This window comes from Parabacteroides sp. AF18-52, from assembly GCF_003479145.1.
GTDB lineage: Bacteria > Bacteroidota > Bacteroidia > Bacteroidales > Tannerellaceae > Parabacteroides > Parabacteroides faecis.
In genome coordinates, this window is the sequence record NZ_QUGR01000017.1 from 57844 (window position 1) to 78203 (window position 20360).

A 20360-nucleotide genomic window follows, 5' to 3' on the forward strand; every position below is an offset into this window, starting at 1 on the left:
AGACGAAGCGGTTAAAAAAATCCGTTGTCTGAGCGCAGCGAGTTTCGGATTTTTCAGCGCAGTCTTTCGCCGAAGCAGTGAAGCCGGTTAAGCCTTGATCTTTTGACTACTTTTCCATCAAGGGAAAAGTAGTTCTATTATTTCTAAATTCATTTCCAATACGGCAACGTATAAGGATTGCGATACTGATACCAGTATAAACGGTGTGCTGCAGCTTCTTTATCGTCGACGAAGCTTAACGTGGCAGGATTCCATTTTACCGGGCGATTCAGTTCGCGGGAAATATTTGCCAGACAGCAAAGCGTATTGGTACTACAACCCACTTCTACCGGAGCAATCGGATTTTCACGTGAACGGACACAATCGATAAAGTTCTGCATATGAGGTGAGCTTACTTCATATTCACCCTTGCCAACTTCTTTCTTTTCTGCTTTCAGCAACGACGGGTCAGAGCATTCGATATAGCCGCGTGCCACCTTCAGCCATCCTTTATCACCGATAAATTGCAGTCCCTGCGCATTCTCGTTATCTTCACGATAAGGCTGTTCGGTCATGACAATACCGTTCGCATATTTCATGGAAGCATATTTCTGTCCGTTATAACCGGCCGGAGCAAATTCTACCGGACCGGAACCATCCATACCGATAGCAGCCTGAGCAATATCGAACATATGAGCACCCCAGTCTGCCGTAAATCCGTTACCTGTTTCCTGATACCAACGCCATGCACCCCACAACTGTTCGTTCTGTTCCGGGTCAAGCGAGATAGGAGGACAAAGATCGGGATGATAATGCACTTTCGGATCATTCAACGGTCCCATCCACTGATTGAAATTCAGATTGCCGGGAACAGGCATTTCCGGTAAATCCAGCGGTTTGGGAGGCGCACCGACACGGGCGTATATCTTTTCGATATGACCGATCGCACCGTTACGAACCAGTTCGATCGCTTTCTGAAATTCTGCACTCGAGCGTTGCTGGCTACCCACCTGCAATACCCGTTTGTTGTCACGCACCGCTTTTACCATCGCCAAACCTTCAGCTATCGTATAAGCTAACGGTTTCTGGCAATATACATCTTTTCCCGCCTGGCAGGCATGGATCGTGGCCAAAGCATGCCAATGGTCAGGTGTTGCCACTTCGATCGCATCGATATCCTTGCGTTCCAGCATATCTTCATAAAACTCATAGCTGTCGCAACGAGGCGCTACGCCTTGTTTCTTCTGCCATGCCATTATCCGGCGGGCAAAACGCTCACGTTTCATGGAATCGACGTCACAACCGGCAGCGACCTGCACGCCCGGACAATTGGAAAAACTGGTAAAATCGGACAAACCCTGCTGCCCCAACCCGATGAACCCCAGCACAACACGGTCGCTCGGTGCGATGCGTATGCCATTGATCGACCAGCTGGGAAGGATTGTAAAACTGGCAAGTCCCAGTGCGGACAAACCTAAGAACTCCCTGCGGGAGATCCCTTTCTTCTCGTTCTCTTTCATGGTACTAAATTAAATTGGTCTTAAAAAATCATTACCGCAAATGTATAGAAATTATTACAATTACAAAAAAAAGCGGGAACATTTGATGAAATATTCCCGCTCGCATGATATTGTATTACAATTTAAAACGCATAACCGAAACCCATATTCAAATAGATGGGATACATGGCGAAAGTAATCGTATCAAAATTCTTCTTGAAAATATCATTAATACCCCAGGTAAGATCGGCATATACATTCAGATGTTTGAAAGCTTTCCACTCCCCTCCCAACTGCAATCCCCACTGAAAGCGGCGCAGGTCTTTAGAGAAATCATAAGGAGCACTTTTACCATCTTCGAATATGACCTTGTTACCGGTCGGATCGAGTTCACGCAGATAACCGTCATACACGTCACCTGTAAAATCACCTTCCATACGATAAGAAACATACGGTCCGAGATTTAATTTCCAACGTGGAGAAACCCGCCAGGCAGCCAATACTGGAACCGTCAGATAAGAGTTACTGACTTTCGTCTTTACCTGTCCTGTCCAAAACCCTTTCATTCGTTCACCGGCATCTCCGATGATCTCCATGCTGTAATTCTTTACGCGGGCATCGGTTTTCATACCTTTGGTTTCCAGACGCAAAGCGAGCATAAGTCCCCAGGTACGCGCCGGGTTAAGCCATTTCGTTACATTTCCTTCGATAGCGATCTGCAATCCCGGATTATAACTGTCGATAGAACGTATCTCCTTCGGCAATGGCAGCGGAGAAGTTCCACCGATACTCAATCCGGCCTTTACTTCATACTCCAACCCTACCAGATACGAATTGATGATTCCGGCATTCTGGTCCTTCTGGGCTAGCAGACTGTTGGTAGTCAGGAATAACAAACCCAGGACGCTTATGATTAATTGTTTTTTCATACTACTTTATTTTATTCTTCTACGGAATGGATCAGTTCGACTTCATCTATATATAATGTACTACCGATTGCTCCGTTGAACAAGTCGCCCTCCACACTGGAAGAAAAGACAATAGCTACATTATACTTTCCTGCTTTCAGTTTATCCCGGTCGATGGTTTTACCCGGCTGCATCTTGAACGGCAGATAGAACTGTGTCCATTCGTCCGTTTCTTTCGGATTATCGATACGCGCGATAGAGATCAGGTTCGGATGACTGAATTTATTGGTTCCATCCAACATCTTCACGTCCTCAGTCGTTTCGTAGAAGATGGCATAAATATCGAACATATCTTTCTTGCCTGAAACAACTTTTCCAGACTCGGAGAACTCGGGACCTGCTTTATACTTATAATATCCGGTCAGGTAAGTCGGTACATGTTCAAACGGCATACCGAATTTGGTAGCCTTCAATGCATTCGTAACAGCACTAAGAATATCGAATGTACCCATAAATAAATTACCGGCAGCGATCGGCATCCCTAACCGCGATCCAAAGTCACCTGTCGAACGGGTTATTAACATCGCACAATTTCCTTTATATCCATCAGCGGATGAAAGTGTCGGAAACGATTCGCGCTTAGCATTCATATCCGTCAGGGCAAAACCTGGATTACCACTTGCCCAATCCATAATATTGTTACCATTATGATCTGTTTCATAAAAGATGTCATAACCAGCAGAACCGGCATGTTTCACCTTTTCAAAGTCATATTCCGTACCGATACCGGTCACAATATAACTTACTTCATAACGTTTTTTCCATTTCCCATCTTCTGAAGTAACCGTATAATATTGCGATTCGCTAAAATTCTGTGTGGTTCCACTGGCCGGTGAGATCGTGGCCCCCGGCGTCAGGGTAAACTCCGGTGATTGTTTCGACAGATCGGTATCTGACTTTACCATCAATGTCACCTTGTCATTTTCAATAATAGGATCTCGACGCAATATGTCGGCAGGTACTGTACAAGTCAGAATATCGGCCTCCGCATTCGGCGCCTCCTCCTGAATACAGGAGATTCCTGTAATACATAAAAAAAGACAGCTTAATAAACGTGTCAGTTTCATTTTGTTCCTTTTTGTGTGAATAATCTAAACTTCTTTTTACTCAAAAACAGATGCAAATTTACTCTCCTTTTTTGGAATACGCCTCAATATTATATTTTTATTACATATTTTATTGGGAAAAGCCGTCCTTTCTTCCTATTTTTGGCACTTTACAAACTATTGTGTATCATCACCATTAATTCATTCAGACCATGACAACACGCAGAGATTTTATCCGGCAGGCAGCTATCCTGGGAGCCGGTCTTTCTATGAACCCGTTCTTTATTAAAGCTAGTGGCGAATCTATCGGAGCAAACGACAAAATCAGGGTCGGTCTGATCGGTTGCAAAGGAATGGGATTTGCCGACTTGCAGGCTTTTCTCCGCAATCCGGAAGTCGAATGTATCGCTTTAGCGGATATTGATGAAAATGTGTTAAACGACCGTGCAGCAGAGACCCTGAAACAGACAGGAAAGAAGGTAAAGTATCTTTATAAAGATTGGCGGAAGTTGATCGATAACAAAGATGTGGACGTCGTTATTGTCGGAACTCCCGACCATTGGCATTGCCTTCAAATGGTTGCCGCCTGCGAAGCAGGAAAAGATGTTTATTGCGAGAAACCATTGGGTAACAGTATCGAAGAATGCAACATCATGGTACGTGCCGCCGAAAAATACAACCGTGTCGTACAGGTCGGACAATGGCAGCGCAGCGATCCTCACTGGCAGGATGCCATGGCATTCGTACATAGCGGCCAGTTAGGGAAGATACGTACCGTCCGTGTATTCTCTTACCAGGGATGGTGTCCTTCTATCCCGGTGGTAGCCGACGAACCGGTTCCGGCTGGCGTCGACTACGATATGTGGCTCGGTCCGGCACCGAAACGTCCGTTCAACCGTAACCGCTTCCATTTTACCTTCCGTTGGTTCTGGGATTACGCGGGAGGATTGATGACAGACTGGGGCGTGCACTTGCTCGATTATGCCTTGTATGGCATGAACGTAACGGCACCGAACTCGATCATGGCTTCGGGAGGCAAGTTCGGTTATCCTGATGATGCCTGCGAAACACCTGACCTGCTCCAGACAATTTATACTTTTGATGACTTTACGGTAATGTGGGATCATGCCATCGGTATCGATGACGGAGCTTACGGACGCAATCACGGCCTGGGCTTCGTGGGTGAGAACGGGACATTGGTCATCGACCGCGGAGGCTGGGAGGTTATCCCCGAAAAGGTAAACGGCAAAGCACGCATGGAAGCTGTCGCCCTGAAAAAAGCATACGGAGAAGGCGGCTTGAACCTGCATGTCAAAAACCATTTGGAATGCATCAAATCACGTAACCGCAACTGTAATGCGAGCATCGAAATCGGTGCACATATCGCTAAATTTTCACAGTTGGGAAATATCGCCTACCGTACCGGGAAGAAATTAACATGGGACGGCAAGAGTTTCCATGATACGGAAGCGGACAAATATCTTTGCAAGGAATACCGCGCACCGTGGGAATTACCGAAAATATGAACCTAAAAATAGAAAGGCAGGCTCGAAAGAACCTGCCTTTTCAATAAACCTTATTTATCTACACATTATGCCAACATTACTGGTGTTCAGGACGCAACAAGTCGTTGACCGTCTTCACCGGATTGAATGTTTCGATAGGAACTTCCACGAACACCGTGTTCCAGTCGCTCATCGCTCCATTCCACAAACCGGGTAATTCCAGCGCCTTCAGTTCACGTCCATCCTTACTCTTATAAGAGATGAACCCTGTATTTTTATCTACATAATCAGGCAGATTATATTTCTCGCCTTTATGATTCTTCAATGCACAAACCAGATCGACCGGATTGAAATGCGTACCTTGTTCAAACATCGCTTTCTTTTCCGGATCTTTCAAATCGATCTGCGAGCTTTCCAGTATCTGCAAAGAGATAGTACCATCCGGATTCTGAGCCAGGAACGGACCGCCACCCGGTTCTCCTACATTCTTCACCATACCGCAAACACGCAACGGACGAAGCAATTTATTCTTGATATAAAGGATCAATTCCGCATCTTCAAGCAGTTTGGTATCCGGATTCTTTATGCAAAGGTCATCCTGAAGGAAATGAATCATTTCTTCAACCTGGTCATGGGAATATTTACCGGTCTCGATCAGATCCAGATAGTTAAATATACGTTCCTGCAAAGTGACCAACACACCGGCTATCACCTTTTTAAAGATAACGGTCGAACATTTGAAGCTGTCGGGAACGACATTATCGATATTCTTCACAAATACCACATCGGCATCTATATCGTTCAGATTCTCAATCAAAGCGCCGTGACCGCCGGGACGGAACAACAGCTTATCGTTCTTATCGCGGAAAGGATTATTATCCATGTCGGCTGCCACCGTATCCGTACTCGGTTTCTGTACACTGAAAGAGATATCGTAACCAACCGAGAATTTTTCTTCGTAAGCCTGTTTCTTTTCTGATACGAGTTTTTCAAACAACGCTTTATGCTCCGGAGAGACAGTAAAATGGATGTTCACTTCACCCGCATTGTTCTTGGCATACATAGCCCCTTCCGCCAGATGTTCCTCCATAGCCGTACGTATCGTCTCGCCTGACCGGTGGAACAACAACAAACCTTTAGGCAACTGCCCGTAATTCAAGCCTTTCTCATCCAACAAATTGGATACGACAGCCTTATAATTACCGGCTGCAACCAGCGCCGGAATATCTTTATCTTCATTCGCCAGGCAAACGGCATTCAACGCGTCATAAAAAGCAAAATGAGTGATCTCATTGAAAAACTTCTTTTCAAAATCGTTTGCCGGCACATCGTAGGAAGCCGATAAAAACTCATACAGGTTCTTGAACATACGGCTGGCGGCGCCGGATGCCGGAACGAACTTCAGGATTCTCTTATTTTTAGCAAGATAAGCATCCCATGCCTCCATATAGGTTGCCTGGTCTTCCTGCGACACGACCCTGATTCCTTTTTCTACTGATGCTGATGCGGCTATCTCCAGATAGGGGAAACCTTTGGCAAAACAAGCCAGTTGTTCTTCGATCTGCTGTTCGCTGATCCCTTTATCAGCCAGTTGCTTTAAATCGTTTGCGTTTAACATAGTATATCTTTTAAAATTAGTATTTTTTGCATTGTAACATAACATTTTCTGCGTATGCTTCTCGCAAATGTATAAAAATACCATTAGAATCGCATTGATATTCCAAGAAAAAAGATACTTTTACAGTATGTTTTACGGCCTGTCCTAAAATGGGCAGTAAAAAAGCTGACGCAACTATGGATATACAACCGTTCTTTACAGAGGAAGAAAGAAAAGACTTCTTCTCGAAATACAGACAATTGGTACGTAGCCTCTACTCCTTTTTGCAAAAAGAGGATATACGAAAAATGAGAGAGTTGATGCAACGGGTTGTCGCACTCGACTGTTACGGGAGAGACAAGAATGGCATCAACGGCTTGATCCGCAATATAAATACCGCCCTGATAGCAACGACAGAGATCGGCTTGAAACGGACTTCCGTCATCGCCCTCCTGCTCTATCGCCCGGTCCTGAAAAAGGCCGTTACGTTGGAAGAGGTAGAAAAAACGTTCGATGCAGATGTGACACTGATCATTCAGCGCCTGTTGAAAACGTCCGACCTGTATGCACGCAATACGGCAGTCAACTCCGAGAACTTCCATCACCTGCTCTTCTCATTTGCGGAAGACGTGAGGGTTATCCTCATCATGATCGCCGACCGCCTCTGCCTGATGCGTCTCGGTAAACAACTGAAGGAAGACGACCGGCTGCGGCTGGCAACGGAAGCCTCTTATCTGTATGCACCGCTCGCACACCGGCTCGGATTGTATAAGATCAAAAGCGAACTGGAAGATCTGTCGCTGAAATATACCGACAGCAAACAATACGATTTCATCAAACGGAAGCTGAACGAGACTAAACGTTCGCGCGACCTTTATATTGCCGGATTCATCGCACCTATCGAGAAGAAACTGAAAGAAGCCGGATTGCATTTCGATATTAAAGGACGTACCAAGTCGATCCATTCCATTAATAATAAGCTGAAAAAGCAGAAGATCGAGTTTGAAGGCATATACGATCTGTTCGCCATCCGTGTCGTACTGGATACGCCGCTGGAAAAGGAGCGTTCGGAATGCTGGCAGGTCTATTCGATCATCACCGACATGTACCAGCCGAACCCGAACCGTATGAAAGACTGGATATCCATTCCGAAAACGAACGGATACGAGAGCTTGCATATCACGGTCATGGGGCCGCAAAATAAATGGGTGGAAGTACAGATCCGTACCCGGCGAATGGACGAGATCGCCGAGCGAGGCCTTGCCGCCCACTGGAAATACAAAGGAGTAAAGGCGGAAAGCGGACTGGATGAATTTCTGAATACCGTACGTGCCGCCCTCGAGGAAAAAGAGAACAACCCGCTCGACCTGATGCAGGATTTCAAAATGGACCTGTATAAGGACGAGATATATGTCTTCACCCCGACAGGCGAGTTGATCAAGCTGGCTAAAGGGGCAACTGTGCTCGACTTCGCTTTCGCCATCCATTCGAAGCTGGGATGCAAATGTGTATCGGCAAAAGTGAATGAGAAGAATGTACCTATTAAATATGTACTCCATAACGGAGACACGGTTTCGATCGTGACCGCTCCCTCACAAAGCCCGAAGCGCGACTGGCTGAATATCGTCGTGACCTCCAAGGCACGTGTAAAGATCAAGCAGGCTTTACGCGAAGAGACTGCCAAGGCCGTCGACTTTGCGAAGGAGATGCTCCAGCGCCGTTTCAAGAACCGGAAGATCGAGATGGAGGAACCGCACCTGATGCGCTACATCAAAAAGAAAGGGTTCAAAACCGTCACCGACTTTTATGTAGAACTGGCGGAAGAACGTCTCGACCCGAACAATGTGATTGACGAATACCAGGAATATGTGCGGAAAGAGACAGAAGCCAACGAACGTTCGGAAGTACGCAGTGCCGGGGAATATAGCACGACGACCGAGGTAGAAGAAATATCCACGAACAAGGATGTCCTTGTCATCGATAAGAACCTGACCGGCATAGAATATAAACTGGCCAAATGCTGTAACCCGATCTACGGGGACGAAGTCTTCGGTTTTGTATCCACGCAAGGTATCAAGATCCACCGCCTGGACTGCCCGAATGCGCAGGAGATGTTCAGCCGTTTCGGCTACCGTATCATCCGTGCCAAGTGGAGCGGGAAAGGCGACAACGGCTATGTCGTTACCCTGCGGGTGATCGGACGCGACGATATAACGATCGTGACCAATATCACCTCCGTTATCGGGAAAGAGAGCAATGTGACGCTCCGCTCATTGAATATAGATTCGGTAGACGGCATCTTCCAGGGGAACTTCGCCGTACTCGTCAGGGACACCAATTCCCTGAACATGCTGGTCAAAAAGATCAAAGCGGTCAAAGGGGTTAAAACCGTAGACCGCCTGAATTCATAGAAAAAAGGCTCGCCGCTAACTAACGGTCGAGCCTTTTTCTTCTTTTATAATCAAATAATTAATACTAAAGTAATAAAATAAAGTCCTTAATATTTTTACCTTAAAAACGTTCTCTGTAACTTATCTTTTCAAATTGATAGACAAAGATAAATCTTTTTGCCCAACTTTTTAACCGATTATTACCGGGCAAACAAACCCTGTCGGTTATTGAACAAAAAGATTTATTTTAAGGACAAAATCAGTTTTTTGCCTGATGCACCGTCAGTTGTGGGAAAGGGAAACCGATACCTTCGGCATTGAAGGTCGCATAGATCGCCTTATTCGTATCGAAGAAAACACCCCAGTAATCCGGACTTTTCACCCATGCACGGACCACCACATTGACACTGCTGTCGGCCAGGGCACTCAGGGCAATGAAAGGAGCCGGATCATTCAATATACGGGCATCCTGTGCCAGGACGGATTCGATAACTCTTTTCACCTGTTCGTAATCGCTACCGTAATCCACACCGAAAGTCCATTCCACACGGCGTGTCGGTTCTCTCCCGATATTCGTTACCACACCGCTGCTCAGGGAACCGTTCGGGATATAAATGTTTTTATTGTCGGAAGTAAGCAGGATCGTATGGAATATCTGTATCTCCTTTACCGTACCACCAACACCCTGCGACTCGATATAATCGCCCACCTTATAAGGTTTGAACAGCAGGATGATCAGCCCACCGGCAAAGTTAGACAGGTTTCCGCTCAAAGCCATACCGATAGCGACACCGGCAGAGGCAAGCAGAGCTGCGAACGAAGTAGTCTGTACGCCCAGCGCACCTACCACGGAGATAATCAGCAAGATCATCAAAGTGACATTCACCAGACTTCCCACAAATGTTTTAACAGAAGGGTCGAAATCACGCTTAGTCAAAATACGGCGGACAAGTTTGTTGATCATCCGGATGACAAAGCGGCCTATTATAAAAACAAGGATCGCCTTGATGATCGTCCAGCCTAAATGACTCCCCTGTTCGACCAGGGAATTGACAATTTTTTCCAGCCTCGGACTGGAAGCCAACACATCTAATAATATCATAAATCTATCATTTTTAATTAAACACTTTTATCTTATAACAATCAAAGTCTCGAAAAGTCTTATAAAATGTGGCAAAGGTATAAAGTTTTTTTAATCTGTCTACGGAAGAATATATTTACGTAGCTTTGCGGCGATCAAATAACAGATAAAAACGACAGAATGAGATTACTGCTGATATTCATCACTTTTATACTGGCAACAGCCAATAGTTTTGCCCAGTCATACGAAGAACTGATCGAAAAAAGTTATGACTTTCTGGATAAAAAAGACCTGGTGTCTGCCGAGGAAAGTTTACGGTCGGCCATGCGTAAAGAACCGGGCAACCCAATGAACTATGCCTTGCTGACCAATCTGGGAAGCATACAACGCCGCCAGGGAAAACTGGAAGATGCTTTGCTATCCTATACTGCCGCACTTAGCGGACGGCCCAATAATCCGACTATCCTGGAGAACCGTGCCTCCCTCTATTCTGAAATGGGTGAAACAGAAAAAGCATTGAACGATTACAACGCGTTACTGATCGTCGAACCGACAAACGAAGAAGCTCTTTACTGCCGCGGCCTGATCTATATCCAGAAAAAGAATTATATCTGGGCGGAACAGGATTTCGATAAGATACTCGAGATGAACGAGAAGTCTGTGCGTGCCCGCCTGGGACATGCCATTCTGGAGAAGATGCGCGGTAATTACGATGAAAGTGAAAAGATATTCAATTACCTGATCAGCCAGATGCCCCGTGACTGGCTTTTGTATGAAGGCCGTGCCGATGTTTATTTCATGATGGGTAAGAATGCCCGTGCTATGGCCGATATTAATAAGGTATTTACAGAAAGTACACCCAGCGCTTCTTTATATGTGTTGCGTGGGAAAGTAAAGCTCGCCCAATACGAAAAGGAATCTGCTGCAAAGGATTTCCTGAAAGCGCAGGAGATGGGATATGACCAGACGGTGATAGATGAACTGATGAAAATGACAAAATAATTTTTCTTAAGATAAATTCTCCATTTCTGCATCTGTTATGATACAGTATTGATTACAACCTGTAATGTGTCAAAATGCTATTTTAACCGGTACAGGAAACAGGTATACCGGCAAGGGATGGAAGAGATAGATTTTATAGGATTCTCCGAGAGTTTAGACTTATCAAACAGGACGCTTTATAGCGAAATAATGAGCAGATAGACAATATTCTTTTACTTATTGCATCCGTTTATTTCACAAAACCGATATTCATACCATTTATATCAGTTCATTTTCGACCTGTTTTGATAATGCTCTAGAGGTAAGAAACTGCTAAAAAGCATATAATTCAGGCTTTAAAAAGCGTCGGACTATCTCACACGCAACTTCTTTTAACACTTTTCCCGTCTTAAACAAAGCACCTATTCGTTTAAAACAAAAAAAAATTCGTTTTAAACGAAGTGGCAATTTCTTTAAAATGAGTTTCAAGAAATGATTTACGGAGAGATTTGTTAATTATTGTAACAATATATTTTTCAAAAGGGTTATTCCGGTAGATTATGCAGTTACACACCCATTAATATATCTGACATATTAATACTAAAACAAAAGACAAACAAACATTTTGTCACAATCACAAATCATCTGTTATAAATAAGGGATATTGGTTACAGGTTTATTTGCCGTCGGTTTTAACCGACGGCAAATAAACCTGTGATGACTAAGTCACTTTGACTACGGGATAGTTAAAAGTAATAATGAGCTTACTGCTATCTTCATTGAGATATTGGCACATTAGCCAATTGGCCCATTATTGATAACATCCCGACTTTTACTTCTTTGCTATATAATCAGCAATCCAATCCCCTACCTCGCTGGTCTTGTAAGCCTTGCCGTTTTCAGCAATATCCTCTGTTACGACATTGGCATCCATCGAGGCAGTAACAGCTTCACGGATCAGGGCACCTTCTTCCATCAGGTTGAAAGCATATTCAAACATCAGGGCGGCACTCAGGATAGTAGCCAGCGGATTGGCAATATTCTTTCCGGCTGCCTGCGGATAAGAACCATGGATCGGTTCGAATACGGAAGTATGTACGCCAATGGAAGCAGAAGGAAGCATCCCCAGTGAACCGGTGATCACAGACGCCTCATCAGTCAGAATATCACCGAACATGTTTTCAGTAACCATCACATCGAAACTCTTCGGCCACTGAACCAGACGCATAGCAGCGTTGTCGACAAACATATATTCAGTTTCCACATCCGGATATTCCTTTTCTATCTCCTGTGCTACCTGACGCCACAGACGGGAAGTTGCCAGCACATTCGCCTTATCGACAACCGTCACTTTCTTACGACGTTTCTGTGCATACTGGTAAGCCAGGCGGACAATACGTTCGATCTCTTCGCGGGTATAAACACACGTATCGTAAGCGGTATTTCCGTCTTCGCTTCTTCCCTGCGGACGACCGAAATACATACCTCCGGTCAATTCGCGGATACACATGAAATCAGCCCCTTCGATCAGTTCGGCACGAAGCGGAGACTTATGCAGCAACGACGGGAAAGTTGTTACCGGACGGATATTGGCAAAAAGCCCCAGCTTCTTGCGCATACCCAGCAACCCCTGTTCGGGACGGACTTTCGCTGACGGATTATTATCGTATTTCGGAGAACCGATCGCACCAAAATAAACGGCATCGCTCTGCATACACAGTTCGTGCGTTTCGTCCGGATACGGATTACCTGTCTCGTCGATGGCAACGGCTCCCACCAAAGCGTGTTTGTAACTTAGTTCATGGCCGTATTTCTCACATATAGCTTTTACGGCTTTCATGCCTTGTTCTACAATCTCGGGACCGATACCGTCACCGGGAAGGACTGCAATATTCAATTTCATTTCAGTTTGTTATTTTAGTCTCTTTTAAATAGCACATATTTGGGTTCTGTAGGAACATAACTGTCATCATCCCACAGGGTGCTCGTAATCATCAGGTCGGCACTATAACGGTTACAAGCGATAGGCACGTTATGAACACGACACTGGCGAAGCAACATCTGAATGTCGGCTTCATGAGGCTGCGGATTCAGGTCGTCGATCAGAAAGATCGCCAGATCCACCTCTTTACGTACTACCATGGCTGCAATCTCGGCATCTCCGCCTAACGGGCCGGAATGCATACAAGTAATTTCCGCACCTACTCCCTTCTCGTCGAAGGCACTGCGTATAAGCCCTCCGGTGGTTCCGGTACATACCAAATGGTGATGGGAAAGGAATTCTGCATTGTGCACGGCCCATTCTACCATGTCTGCCTTACGGTTATCGTGCGCTACCAGCGCAATGGTCAATCTTTTGTTCATAACTATACTTTTTAAGTTGACAGTTGACAAGTGACAGTGGACAGTTATCTCGGCTTTCAGACAATTTGTTTTACCGAGCGCGAAGCTCATCTGTCATCTGTCAACTGTCACTTGTCAACTAGTTTATTGTTCGATCTTATTCAGCATCTTCAGCGTTGCCTTGATAGCGGCTTCTGTCTGGTCGGCATCGAGGCCACGGGTCTTGAAATCTACTCCGGCATAATTCCAGCTGATGATCGTCTGAACGAAAGCGTCGGTACGACCTCCGGGGGGAATGGATACGGAATAGTTCGTCAACATCGGGAACGGACGGCCGAGGTCTGAATAGATCCTGCGGAGGGCACGTACAAAAGCGTCGTACTGACCGTCACCGGAAGCCGATTCTTCGTAAGCTTCTCCGTCGATCTCTATTTTCAGCGTAGCTACGGGCCTCAGTCCCTGTGCCAAAGATAAGGAATAATTTAATATACGGATACGTTGATCTGCCATTGTATCATGGTGAAGGACATCACTGATGATATAGGGCAGGTCCTCGGTCGTCACCATTTCCTTCTTGTCTCCCAGTTCGATGATGCGCTCGGTAATTTTACGCATGGATTCGTCATCCACATCGATACCCAGCGATTCAAGATTCATGCGGATATTCGCCTTACCGGACGTTTTGCCCAGGGCATATTCACGGACACGGCCGAAACGTTCGGGGATCAGGTCGTTGCAATACAGATTATTTTTGCTGTCGCCGTCGGCATGCACACCGGCACATTGCGTAAAGACATGCTCACCGATGATGGGGCGGTTCGGCGCGATATGAATACCCGAGTAGGTTTCGACCAGGCGACTTGCCGCATTGATCTTTTCTTCGCGGACAGAGGTCTCTTCACCCAGATGGTCTTTGATCACCGCAATCACACTGCTGAGCGGTGCATTTCCGGCACGTTCGCCCAGACCGTTTATCGTGGTATGGACACCATGTACGCCTGCCCGCACGGCCGAATAGACGTTGGCTACCGCCAGGTCGTAATCGTTATGGGCATGGAAATCGAAATGCAGGTCGGGATAACGTTCGATCATCTGTTTGCAAAATTCGTATGTGTTGCCCGGATTCAGTATTCCCAGCGTATCGGGAAGCATGAAACGGCGGATCGGAAGATCTTTCAACGCATCGACCAGCTGGAAAACATAGTCGGGGGAGTTCTTGATCCCGTTCGACCAGTCTTCCAGATAAATATTTACTTCAATACCTTTTTCGGTAGCCAGCGATACAACAGAACGGATATCTGCAATATGCTGTTCAGGCAATTTGCGGAGTTGTTCGGTCACGTGTTTATACGAACCTTTACAGAGAAGGTTTACCACGCGGCAACCGGCCGATTCGATCCAGTTGAGCGAGGCGTCGCCATCTACAAAGCCGAGCACTTCGAGCTTATGCAGATTACCGGTACGTTCGGCCCAGGCAGCCACACGCTTCACGGCTTCGAACTCTCCGTCCGATACGCGAGCAGAGGCGATCTCTACGCGATTTACTCCCAGATCGCTCAACAGCACTTGCGCTATATTGAGCTTTTCGTGAGCCGCAAAAGAGACACCCGATGTCTGTTCCCCGTCCCGAAGGGTTGTATCCATTATTTCTACCATCTTACTTTCTGTTTGCTTCGTACGCTTCTATTTTAGACTTATTCGCCAGTAGATAGTCGATATCGTCCAGACCGTTTACCAGGCAATCTTTCTTATAGGCATTGATATTGAAAGGTTCAGTTTTTCCGGTTGCGTTGTTGGTGATTGTCTGGGCAGGCAGATCGACCGTCAATGTCGCTTTCGGATCAGCTTCTACGGATGCGAATATCTCAGCCAGGAACTCCGGAGAAACAACAACCGGAACAAGACCGTTGTTCATGGAGTTGTTCTTGAAGATGTCGGCGAAGAAACTGCTGACAACGACACGGAATCCGTATCCGGCAATCGCCCAGGCCGCATGTTCACGGCTCGAACCGCTACCGAAGTTCTTTCCGGCTACCAGAATCTCACCTTTATATGTATTCTGATTCAGCACAAAGTCCGGATTAGGGTTGCCCGCCTTGTCATAACGCCAGTCGCGGAAAAGATTATCGCCGAAGCCCTCGCGTGTGGTCGCTTTCAGGAAGCGGGCCGGGATGATCTGGTCTGTGTCTACATTTTCCAGAGGAAGAGGTACACAGGTGGATGTTACTATCGTGAATTTTTCTTTCATTTCGTTCTTTTGATTTTTCAGTTCGTAATCTTATTACATTAAATCTCTCGGATCGGTAATCTTTCCCGTTACCGCTGCAGCCGCAGCCACCAACGGACCGGCCAGAATCGTACGTGCACCGGGTCCCTGACGTCCTTCGAAGTTACGGTTGGAAGTAGATACGGCATATTTACCTGCCGGAACCTTGTCTTCATTCATTGCCAGACAAGCCGAACAACCCGGCTGACGCAATTCAAAACCGGCTTCCGCCAGGACTTTATCGATACCTTCCGCACGGATCTGGCGTTCTACCTGCCAACTTCCCGGCACCAGCCATACGATCACATCGTCGGCTTTCTTCTTTCCTTTCACCAAAGAGGCGAAAGCGCGGAAATCCTCGATACGGCCATTCGTACAACTTCCCAGGAAGACGTAATCGATTTTCTTGCCCATGATCGGTTCACCGGCAGTGAACCCCATATAGTCGAGCGATTTTTTATAAGAGATACGACCGGCTTCATCTACGCTTTCCATAGCCGGAATGCTTTCGCGGATGCCCATGCCCATACCAGGGTTGGTTCCGTAAGTCACCATCGGGTCGATATCTTCCGCATGGAATACGATCTCCTTATCGAAAGATGCATCCGGATCGCTGTATAACTCACGCCATTCAGCCAGTTTCTTTTCCCAAGCCTCGCCACGGGGAGCAAATTCACGGTCTTTCAGATAATCGAAAGTGACCTGGTCCGGAGCGATCATACCACCGCGGGCACCCATTTCGATGGACAGGTTACAGATGGTAAGGCGTTCTTCCATCGTCGTATTACGGATCGCTTCGCCGGCATACTCTACGAAATAACCGGTAGCACCTCCGGTAGTCATTTTACTGATAATATAGAGAGCAAAGTCCTTTGCCGTCACACCCGGCTTACGCTTACCGTCGATAGTAATACGCATCGTCTTCGGCTTACGCTGCATAATACATTGGGTAGCTAATGTCATTTCCACCTCGCTGGTACCGATACCGAAAGCGATAGCGCCCATAGCGCCGTGGGTAGAAGTATGGGAGTCGCCGCAAACGATCGTCATGCCCGGTTGGGTCAAGCCCGTTTCCGGTCCTACCACATGGATAATCCCGTTTTTCGGGTGCTGCAAACCGTAATAAGTCAGGCTGAAATCTTTCGCATTCTTTTCCAACGTGTCCACCTGGTTCTTGGAAACCGGGTCTTCGATGGGTTTTTCCTGATGCAATGTCGGAATATTATGGTCCGGCATACAAGTGATCTGTTCCGGACGGAACGGCTTCAGGCCACGGGCACGTAACCCCGCAAATGCCTGCGGACTGGTTACTTCATGGCAGAACAGACGGTCGATGTAAAACTGGATCGTTCCGTCGGGCAGTGTGTCTACCACATGTTTTTCCCAAATCTTCTCAAATAATGTCTTGCTCATTGCTAATTATGTATTATGTTATTTTACGAACTTATTGATTGCGTCGATAAAGGCTTCTACAGAAGCGGCAATAATATCGGTATTGGCGGCAAAGCCGTAGTAGTTGTTTCCATCGTATTCCACCTGCATATGTACCTTACCCATATCGTCGCTACCCTTATTAATCGCCTGAATGAGAAATTCCTGGATAGTCATCGTACGATGGATGATCGATTTAACCGCTTTGATGGCAGCGTCTACCGGACCGTTACCGGAAGCAGCAGCTTCAAATTTTTCGCCTGCGATATCCAGACATACACTGGCTACAGACTGTAAACCGACACCCGATGTCACCTGCAGATAATCCAACTTGATACGGTGCATGGCTGTGCGGTCTTTTCCTGCCAGCATCAACACATCGTCATCGTTGATATCTTTCTTGCGGTCAGCCAGTTTCAGGAATTCTTCATATACCTTATCCAGTTTTTCCTGGCTCAGTTCCACCCCTAACACACTCAGACGATGTTTCAGGGCTGCACGTCCGCTACGGGCAGTCAACACGATGGCATTATCGTCGATACCCACATCTTTCGGGTCGATGATCTCATAGCTTTCACGGTTCTTCAAAACGCCGTCCTGGTGGATACCGGAAGAGTGAGCGAAGGCATTACGTCCGACGATCGCCTTGTTGGGCTGGATCGGCATATTCATCAGGCTGGAAACCATACGGCTGATACCGTAGATCTTCGTAGTATTGATATTGGTTTCAATGCCGCGCTCTTTATGGCTGCGGAAGATCATGGCGACTTCTTCCAGTGAAGTGTTACCGGCACGTTCGCCGATACCGTTGATAGTTACTTCCACCTGGCGTGCCCCGTTCAGGACACCCTGTACGGTATTGGCAGTCGCCATACCCAGGTCGTTATGGCAGTGTGTAGAGATAATTGCATTCTGTATGCCGTCTACGTGTTCCATCAGATATTTGATCTTTGCTCCATATTCGTCCGGCAGGCAATAACCGGTCGTATCAGGGATATTCACAACGGTAGCACCCGCTTTGATCACCGCCTCGACGACACGTGCCAGATAAGCATTGTCCGTACGCCCGGCATCTTCACAGTAAAATTCAATATCTTCAACATATCTCTTCGCATATTTCGTAGCAGCGATGGCACGTTCCAGAATCTCCTCCTGATTGGAATTGAATTTATAACGGATATGATAATCCGAAGTACCGATACCGGTATGGATACGTCCGCGTTTAGCGAACTTCAATGCTTCGGCGGCAACATCGATATCTTTCTCGACAGCACGGGTCAACGCACAGATAGTAGGCCATGTAACGGCTTTGGATATCTCAACCACACTATTGAAATCGCCCGGACTCGACACAGGGAATCCTGCTTCAATCACATCCACACCCAGCTCCTCGAGTGCTCTGGCAACCTGAATCTTTTCAATACTGTTTAACTGGCAACCCGGCACTTGCTCACCGTCACGTAACGTGGTGTCGAAAATAAATAATCTGTCTGACATAATCTTATACTCTTAAATTTGTTTATATTCTTGTTTGTATCCATAAAAAAAGCCTCTCTCACCAGGAAGTGAGAAAGGCTCTTTAATATCTTCATGCATCAGAAAAGCACGTACAGTCTCACTTCCTATCCCGTTCCCAGAGTAGAATAATGTTTAGAGAAATAATGAGACTATTTGCTATGTTCTGTTTCATTGTCTTTTTTTATTTAACGCTGCAAAGATACAGCCTTTTTCCAAACCACCAAATATAAAACGATATTTTTTATGTGTTTTTTCTTATAAACTGAAAGAGGAAACACAATTGAATCTACAATTCATTAGTTTATGTTTCCTTTTTCACTTATAAATTGCTGTCAAACCTTAACAATCGGTATTCCCAGCAGGAATGCAATTTTTTCCAGTTTATCTATCTGATGGCCAATACCTATCGCACAGTGATGGGAAGGTCCTGCTTTGCTCCAGTTATCGATAAATGCGCGGGCGCCGCAGGTAAAACGGTAACGGCTGTTCGTATTACCGATCTTCAGCGTCGGGCCTTCTACTGATTCTCCTTCTGCCGCCAGCAGGAAGATACCGTCTTTCCCTTCGCAGACCGACAACAGGGTTACCGGACCATGTTTTACCGTCATCTGAATAGAAAGTCCTTTACCCGGTTTGCCATGATAGACCGGCAGCGGAACCAAACGGACTTTTCCTTCGGATATCGCGAAATGGGCGGGGCCATCATGTCCCAGCATAACGATATCATCGTTAAAATCAAGTGCATAAAATTCAGAAAAAGAGCCGCCTGCTCCCAGCAAAGACATGATCTTCATTGCCTGGACATTCTTCACTTCACATTCGCCGGCAATCGGTATATTCCGTCCTGTCAGCAGGGTATTACCGGCGATAACGGATGTTACTATATTTTCGTATTCATTGCCTGCATACCCTTCATAATAATAAGCCATCGATCCCAGGTCATGAGCATCGATCAAACGGTCCAGCGCGATCGAAGTACGGGCTGCCCGATCCAGTTCATAAGGTTCACACTGGCCGTCGATATCAAAACAGGCATTGAATTCATCCAGTTTATCCTTTACATCTTCCTCCGTGACATTGTCGCGATAAGCCTTCAGTTCACACATTTCCACGATTTCCACATGCGTCCCGAAAACAGACGACTGCTGTGTCAAATCGGTATATACGTCCAACATGCCACAGTAATAATGGCCCAGAATTCCCATACGGTTATTCTTCATGCCATTCACCACACGGACAGCATCGATCCAGTTATTAATCTGTTTCCACACATACTCTTCCTGCAGATAGCCGCTCACAATTTCATACGGGATGCCGGAACGGTTGAATACGCTGGCAAACTCGGGCACGGAACAAGCCTGGCAATGTGCCAGCCACTCCCCTGTCATTTTTCCTCTGTCACCCAGATTATTTATATAGTCATAGTCGATGGCTGCGGCCGGCTGAATATTCAACAGGATAACAGGTACTTTTACGCGTTGGGCAAGCGGTAAAACAGTCGATGACAACGCATAAGTGGAGATAAACACAAACAAAATACTAATATCTTCTTTCTTTAAATCTTCTGCCACATCCACCGCTTTAACCGGATTATCGGCAATCCCGGCATTAATGACTTCCGTATCCGGACGGGACATTTTCGATGCAATCCAATCCTGGTACCCGCAAAGGCGCGCATACAGCCCCTCAAATTGCGGCCAATACGTATCCAGGCCCAGCCCGACAAGGCCGACTTTTGTTTTTCTTTTTTCCATGG

At 46.3% G+C, this 20360-nt stretch carries 15 protein-coding genes; 3 read left to right on the forward strand and 12 right to left on the reverse strand.

Annotated features, from left to right (window positions below; translation table 11 throughout):
* Positions 1-149: 149 nt before the first annotated feature.
* The 3 genes from DWX23_RS20515 to DWX23_RS20525 form a co-directional block, all read right to left on the reverse strand.
* Positions 150-1499, reverse strand: a complete 1350-nt coding sequence (locus DWX23_RS20515) for a Gfo/Idh/MocA family protein (protein WP_122375828.1) — start codon at positions 1497-1499, stop codon at positions 150-152.
* A 122-nt stretch (positions 1500-1621) separates the two neighbouring features.
* Positions 1622-2407, reverse strand: a complete 786-nt coding sequence (locus tag DWX23_RS20520; protein ID WP_122375829.1) for a porin family protein — start codon at positions 2405-2407, stop codon at positions 1622-1624.
* Positions 2408-2418: 11 nt separating this feature from the next.
* Positions 2419-3513 (reverse strand): PCMD domain-containing protein, encoded by a 1095-nt coding sequence (locus DWX23_RS20525; RefSeq protein ID WP_122375830.1) that lies wholly within the window; start codon positions 3511-3513, stop codon positions 2419-2421.
* 191 nt (positions 3514-3704) lie between these two features.
* On the opposite strand from DWX23_RS20525, the gene DWX23_RS20530 reads away from it, so the two are divergent.
* A complete protein-coding gene (locus DWX23_RS20530; RefSeq protein WP_122357060.1) occupies positions 3705-5018 on the forward strand; it encodes a Gfo/Idh/MocA family protein in 1314 nt (437 codons plus the stop codon).
* Between the two features lie 76 nt (positions 5019-5094).
* On the opposite strand, the gene DWX23_RS20535 is transcribed toward DWX23_RS20530, so the two are convergent.
* On the reverse strand, positions 5095-6615 hold the full coding sequence (locus tag DWX23_RS20535; RefSeq protein ID WP_122375831.1) for a DUF4301 family protein: 1521 nt from the start codon (positions 6613-6615) through the stop codon (positions 5095-5097).
* A gap of 176 nt (positions 6616-6791) precedes the next feature.
* Here DWX23_RS20535 and DWX23_RS20540 point away from each other — a divergent pair, with 176 nt between their 5' ends.
* The gene (locus tag DWX23_RS20540; RefSeq protein WP_122375832.1) at positions 6792-9005 is read left to right on the forward strand and encodes a bifunctional (p)ppGpp synthetase/guanosine-3',5'-bis(diphosphate) 3'-pyrophosphohydrolase; all 2214 of its coding nucleotides are present in this window, start codon (positions 6792-6794) and stop codon (positions 9003-9005) included.
* A gap of 238 nt (positions 9006-9243) precedes the next feature.
* Here DWX23_RS20540 and DWX23_RS20545 read toward each other — a convergent pair whose 3' ends face one another.
* The gene (locus tag DWX23_RS20545; RefSeq protein ID WP_122375833.1) at positions 9244-10086 is read right to left on the reverse strand and encodes a mechanosensitive ion channel family protein; all 843 of its coding nucleotides are present in this window, start codon (positions 10084-10086) and stop codon (positions 9244-9246) included.
* Between the two features lie 159 nt (positions 10087-10245).
* On the opposite strand from DWX23_RS20545, the gene DWX23_RS20550 reads away from it, so the two are divergent.
* Positions 10246-11067 (forward strand): tetratricopeptide repeat protein, encoded by an 822-nt coding sequence (locus DWX23_RS20550; protein WP_122357068.1) that lies wholly within the window; start codon positions 10246-10248, stop codon positions 11065-11067.
* A gap of 811 nt (positions 11068-11878) precedes the next feature.
* Here the strand turns inward: DWX23_RS20550 and leuB are convergent.
* The 7 genes from leuB to DWX23_RS20585 form a co-directional block, all read right to left on the reverse strand.
* Positions 11879-12949: a 3-isopropylmalate dehydrogenase gene (gene leuB / locus DWX23_RS20555; RefSeq protein ID WP_122357070.1), complete on the reverse strand. Its 1071-nt coding sequence runs from the start codon at positions 12947-12949 to the stop codon at positions 11879-11881.
* Between the two features lie 14 nt (positions 12950-12963).
* Positions 12964-13410, reverse strand: coding sequence for a methylglyoxal synthase (locus tag DWX23_RS20560; RefSeq protein ID WP_122357072.1), 447 nt, complete (start codon positions 13408-13410; stop codon positions 12964-12966).
* A 123-nt stretch (positions 13411-13533) separates the two neighbouring features.
* Positions 13534-15045, reverse strand: coding sequence for an alpha-isopropylmalate synthase regulatory domain-containing protein (locus DWX23_RS20565; protein ID WP_122357074.1), 1512 nt, complete (start codon positions 15043-15045; stop codon positions 13534-13536).
* 1 nt (position 15046) lies between these two features.
* Positions 15047-15637: a 3-isopropylmalate dehydratase small subunit gene (gene leuD, locus DWX23_RS20570; RefSeq protein WP_122375834.1), complete on the reverse strand. Its 591-nt coding sequence runs from the start codon at positions 15635-15637 to the stop codon at positions 15047-15049.
* 33 nt (positions 15638-15670) lie between these two features.
* Complete coding sequence (leuC, locus tag DWX23_RS20575) at positions 15671-17068, reverse strand: 3-isopropylmalate dehydratase large subunit (protein WP_122375835.1); 1398 nt, start codon at positions 17066-17068, stop codon at positions 15671-15673.
* Between the two features lie 18 nt (positions 17069-17086).
* The gene (locus DWX23_RS20580; RefSeq protein ID WP_122357082.1) at positions 17087-18583 is read right to left on the reverse strand and encodes a 2-isopropylmalate synthase; all 1497 of its coding nucleotides are present in this window, start codon (positions 18581-18583) and stop codon (positions 17087-17089) included.
* Between the two features lie 353 nt (positions 18584-18936).
* A complete protein-coding gene (locus DWX23_RS20585) occupies positions 18937-20358 on the reverse strand; it encodes an L-fucose/L-arabinose isomerase family protein (RefSeq protein WP_122375836.1) in 1422 nt (473 codons plus the stop codon).
* Positions 20359-20360: the final 2 nt, after the last annotated feature.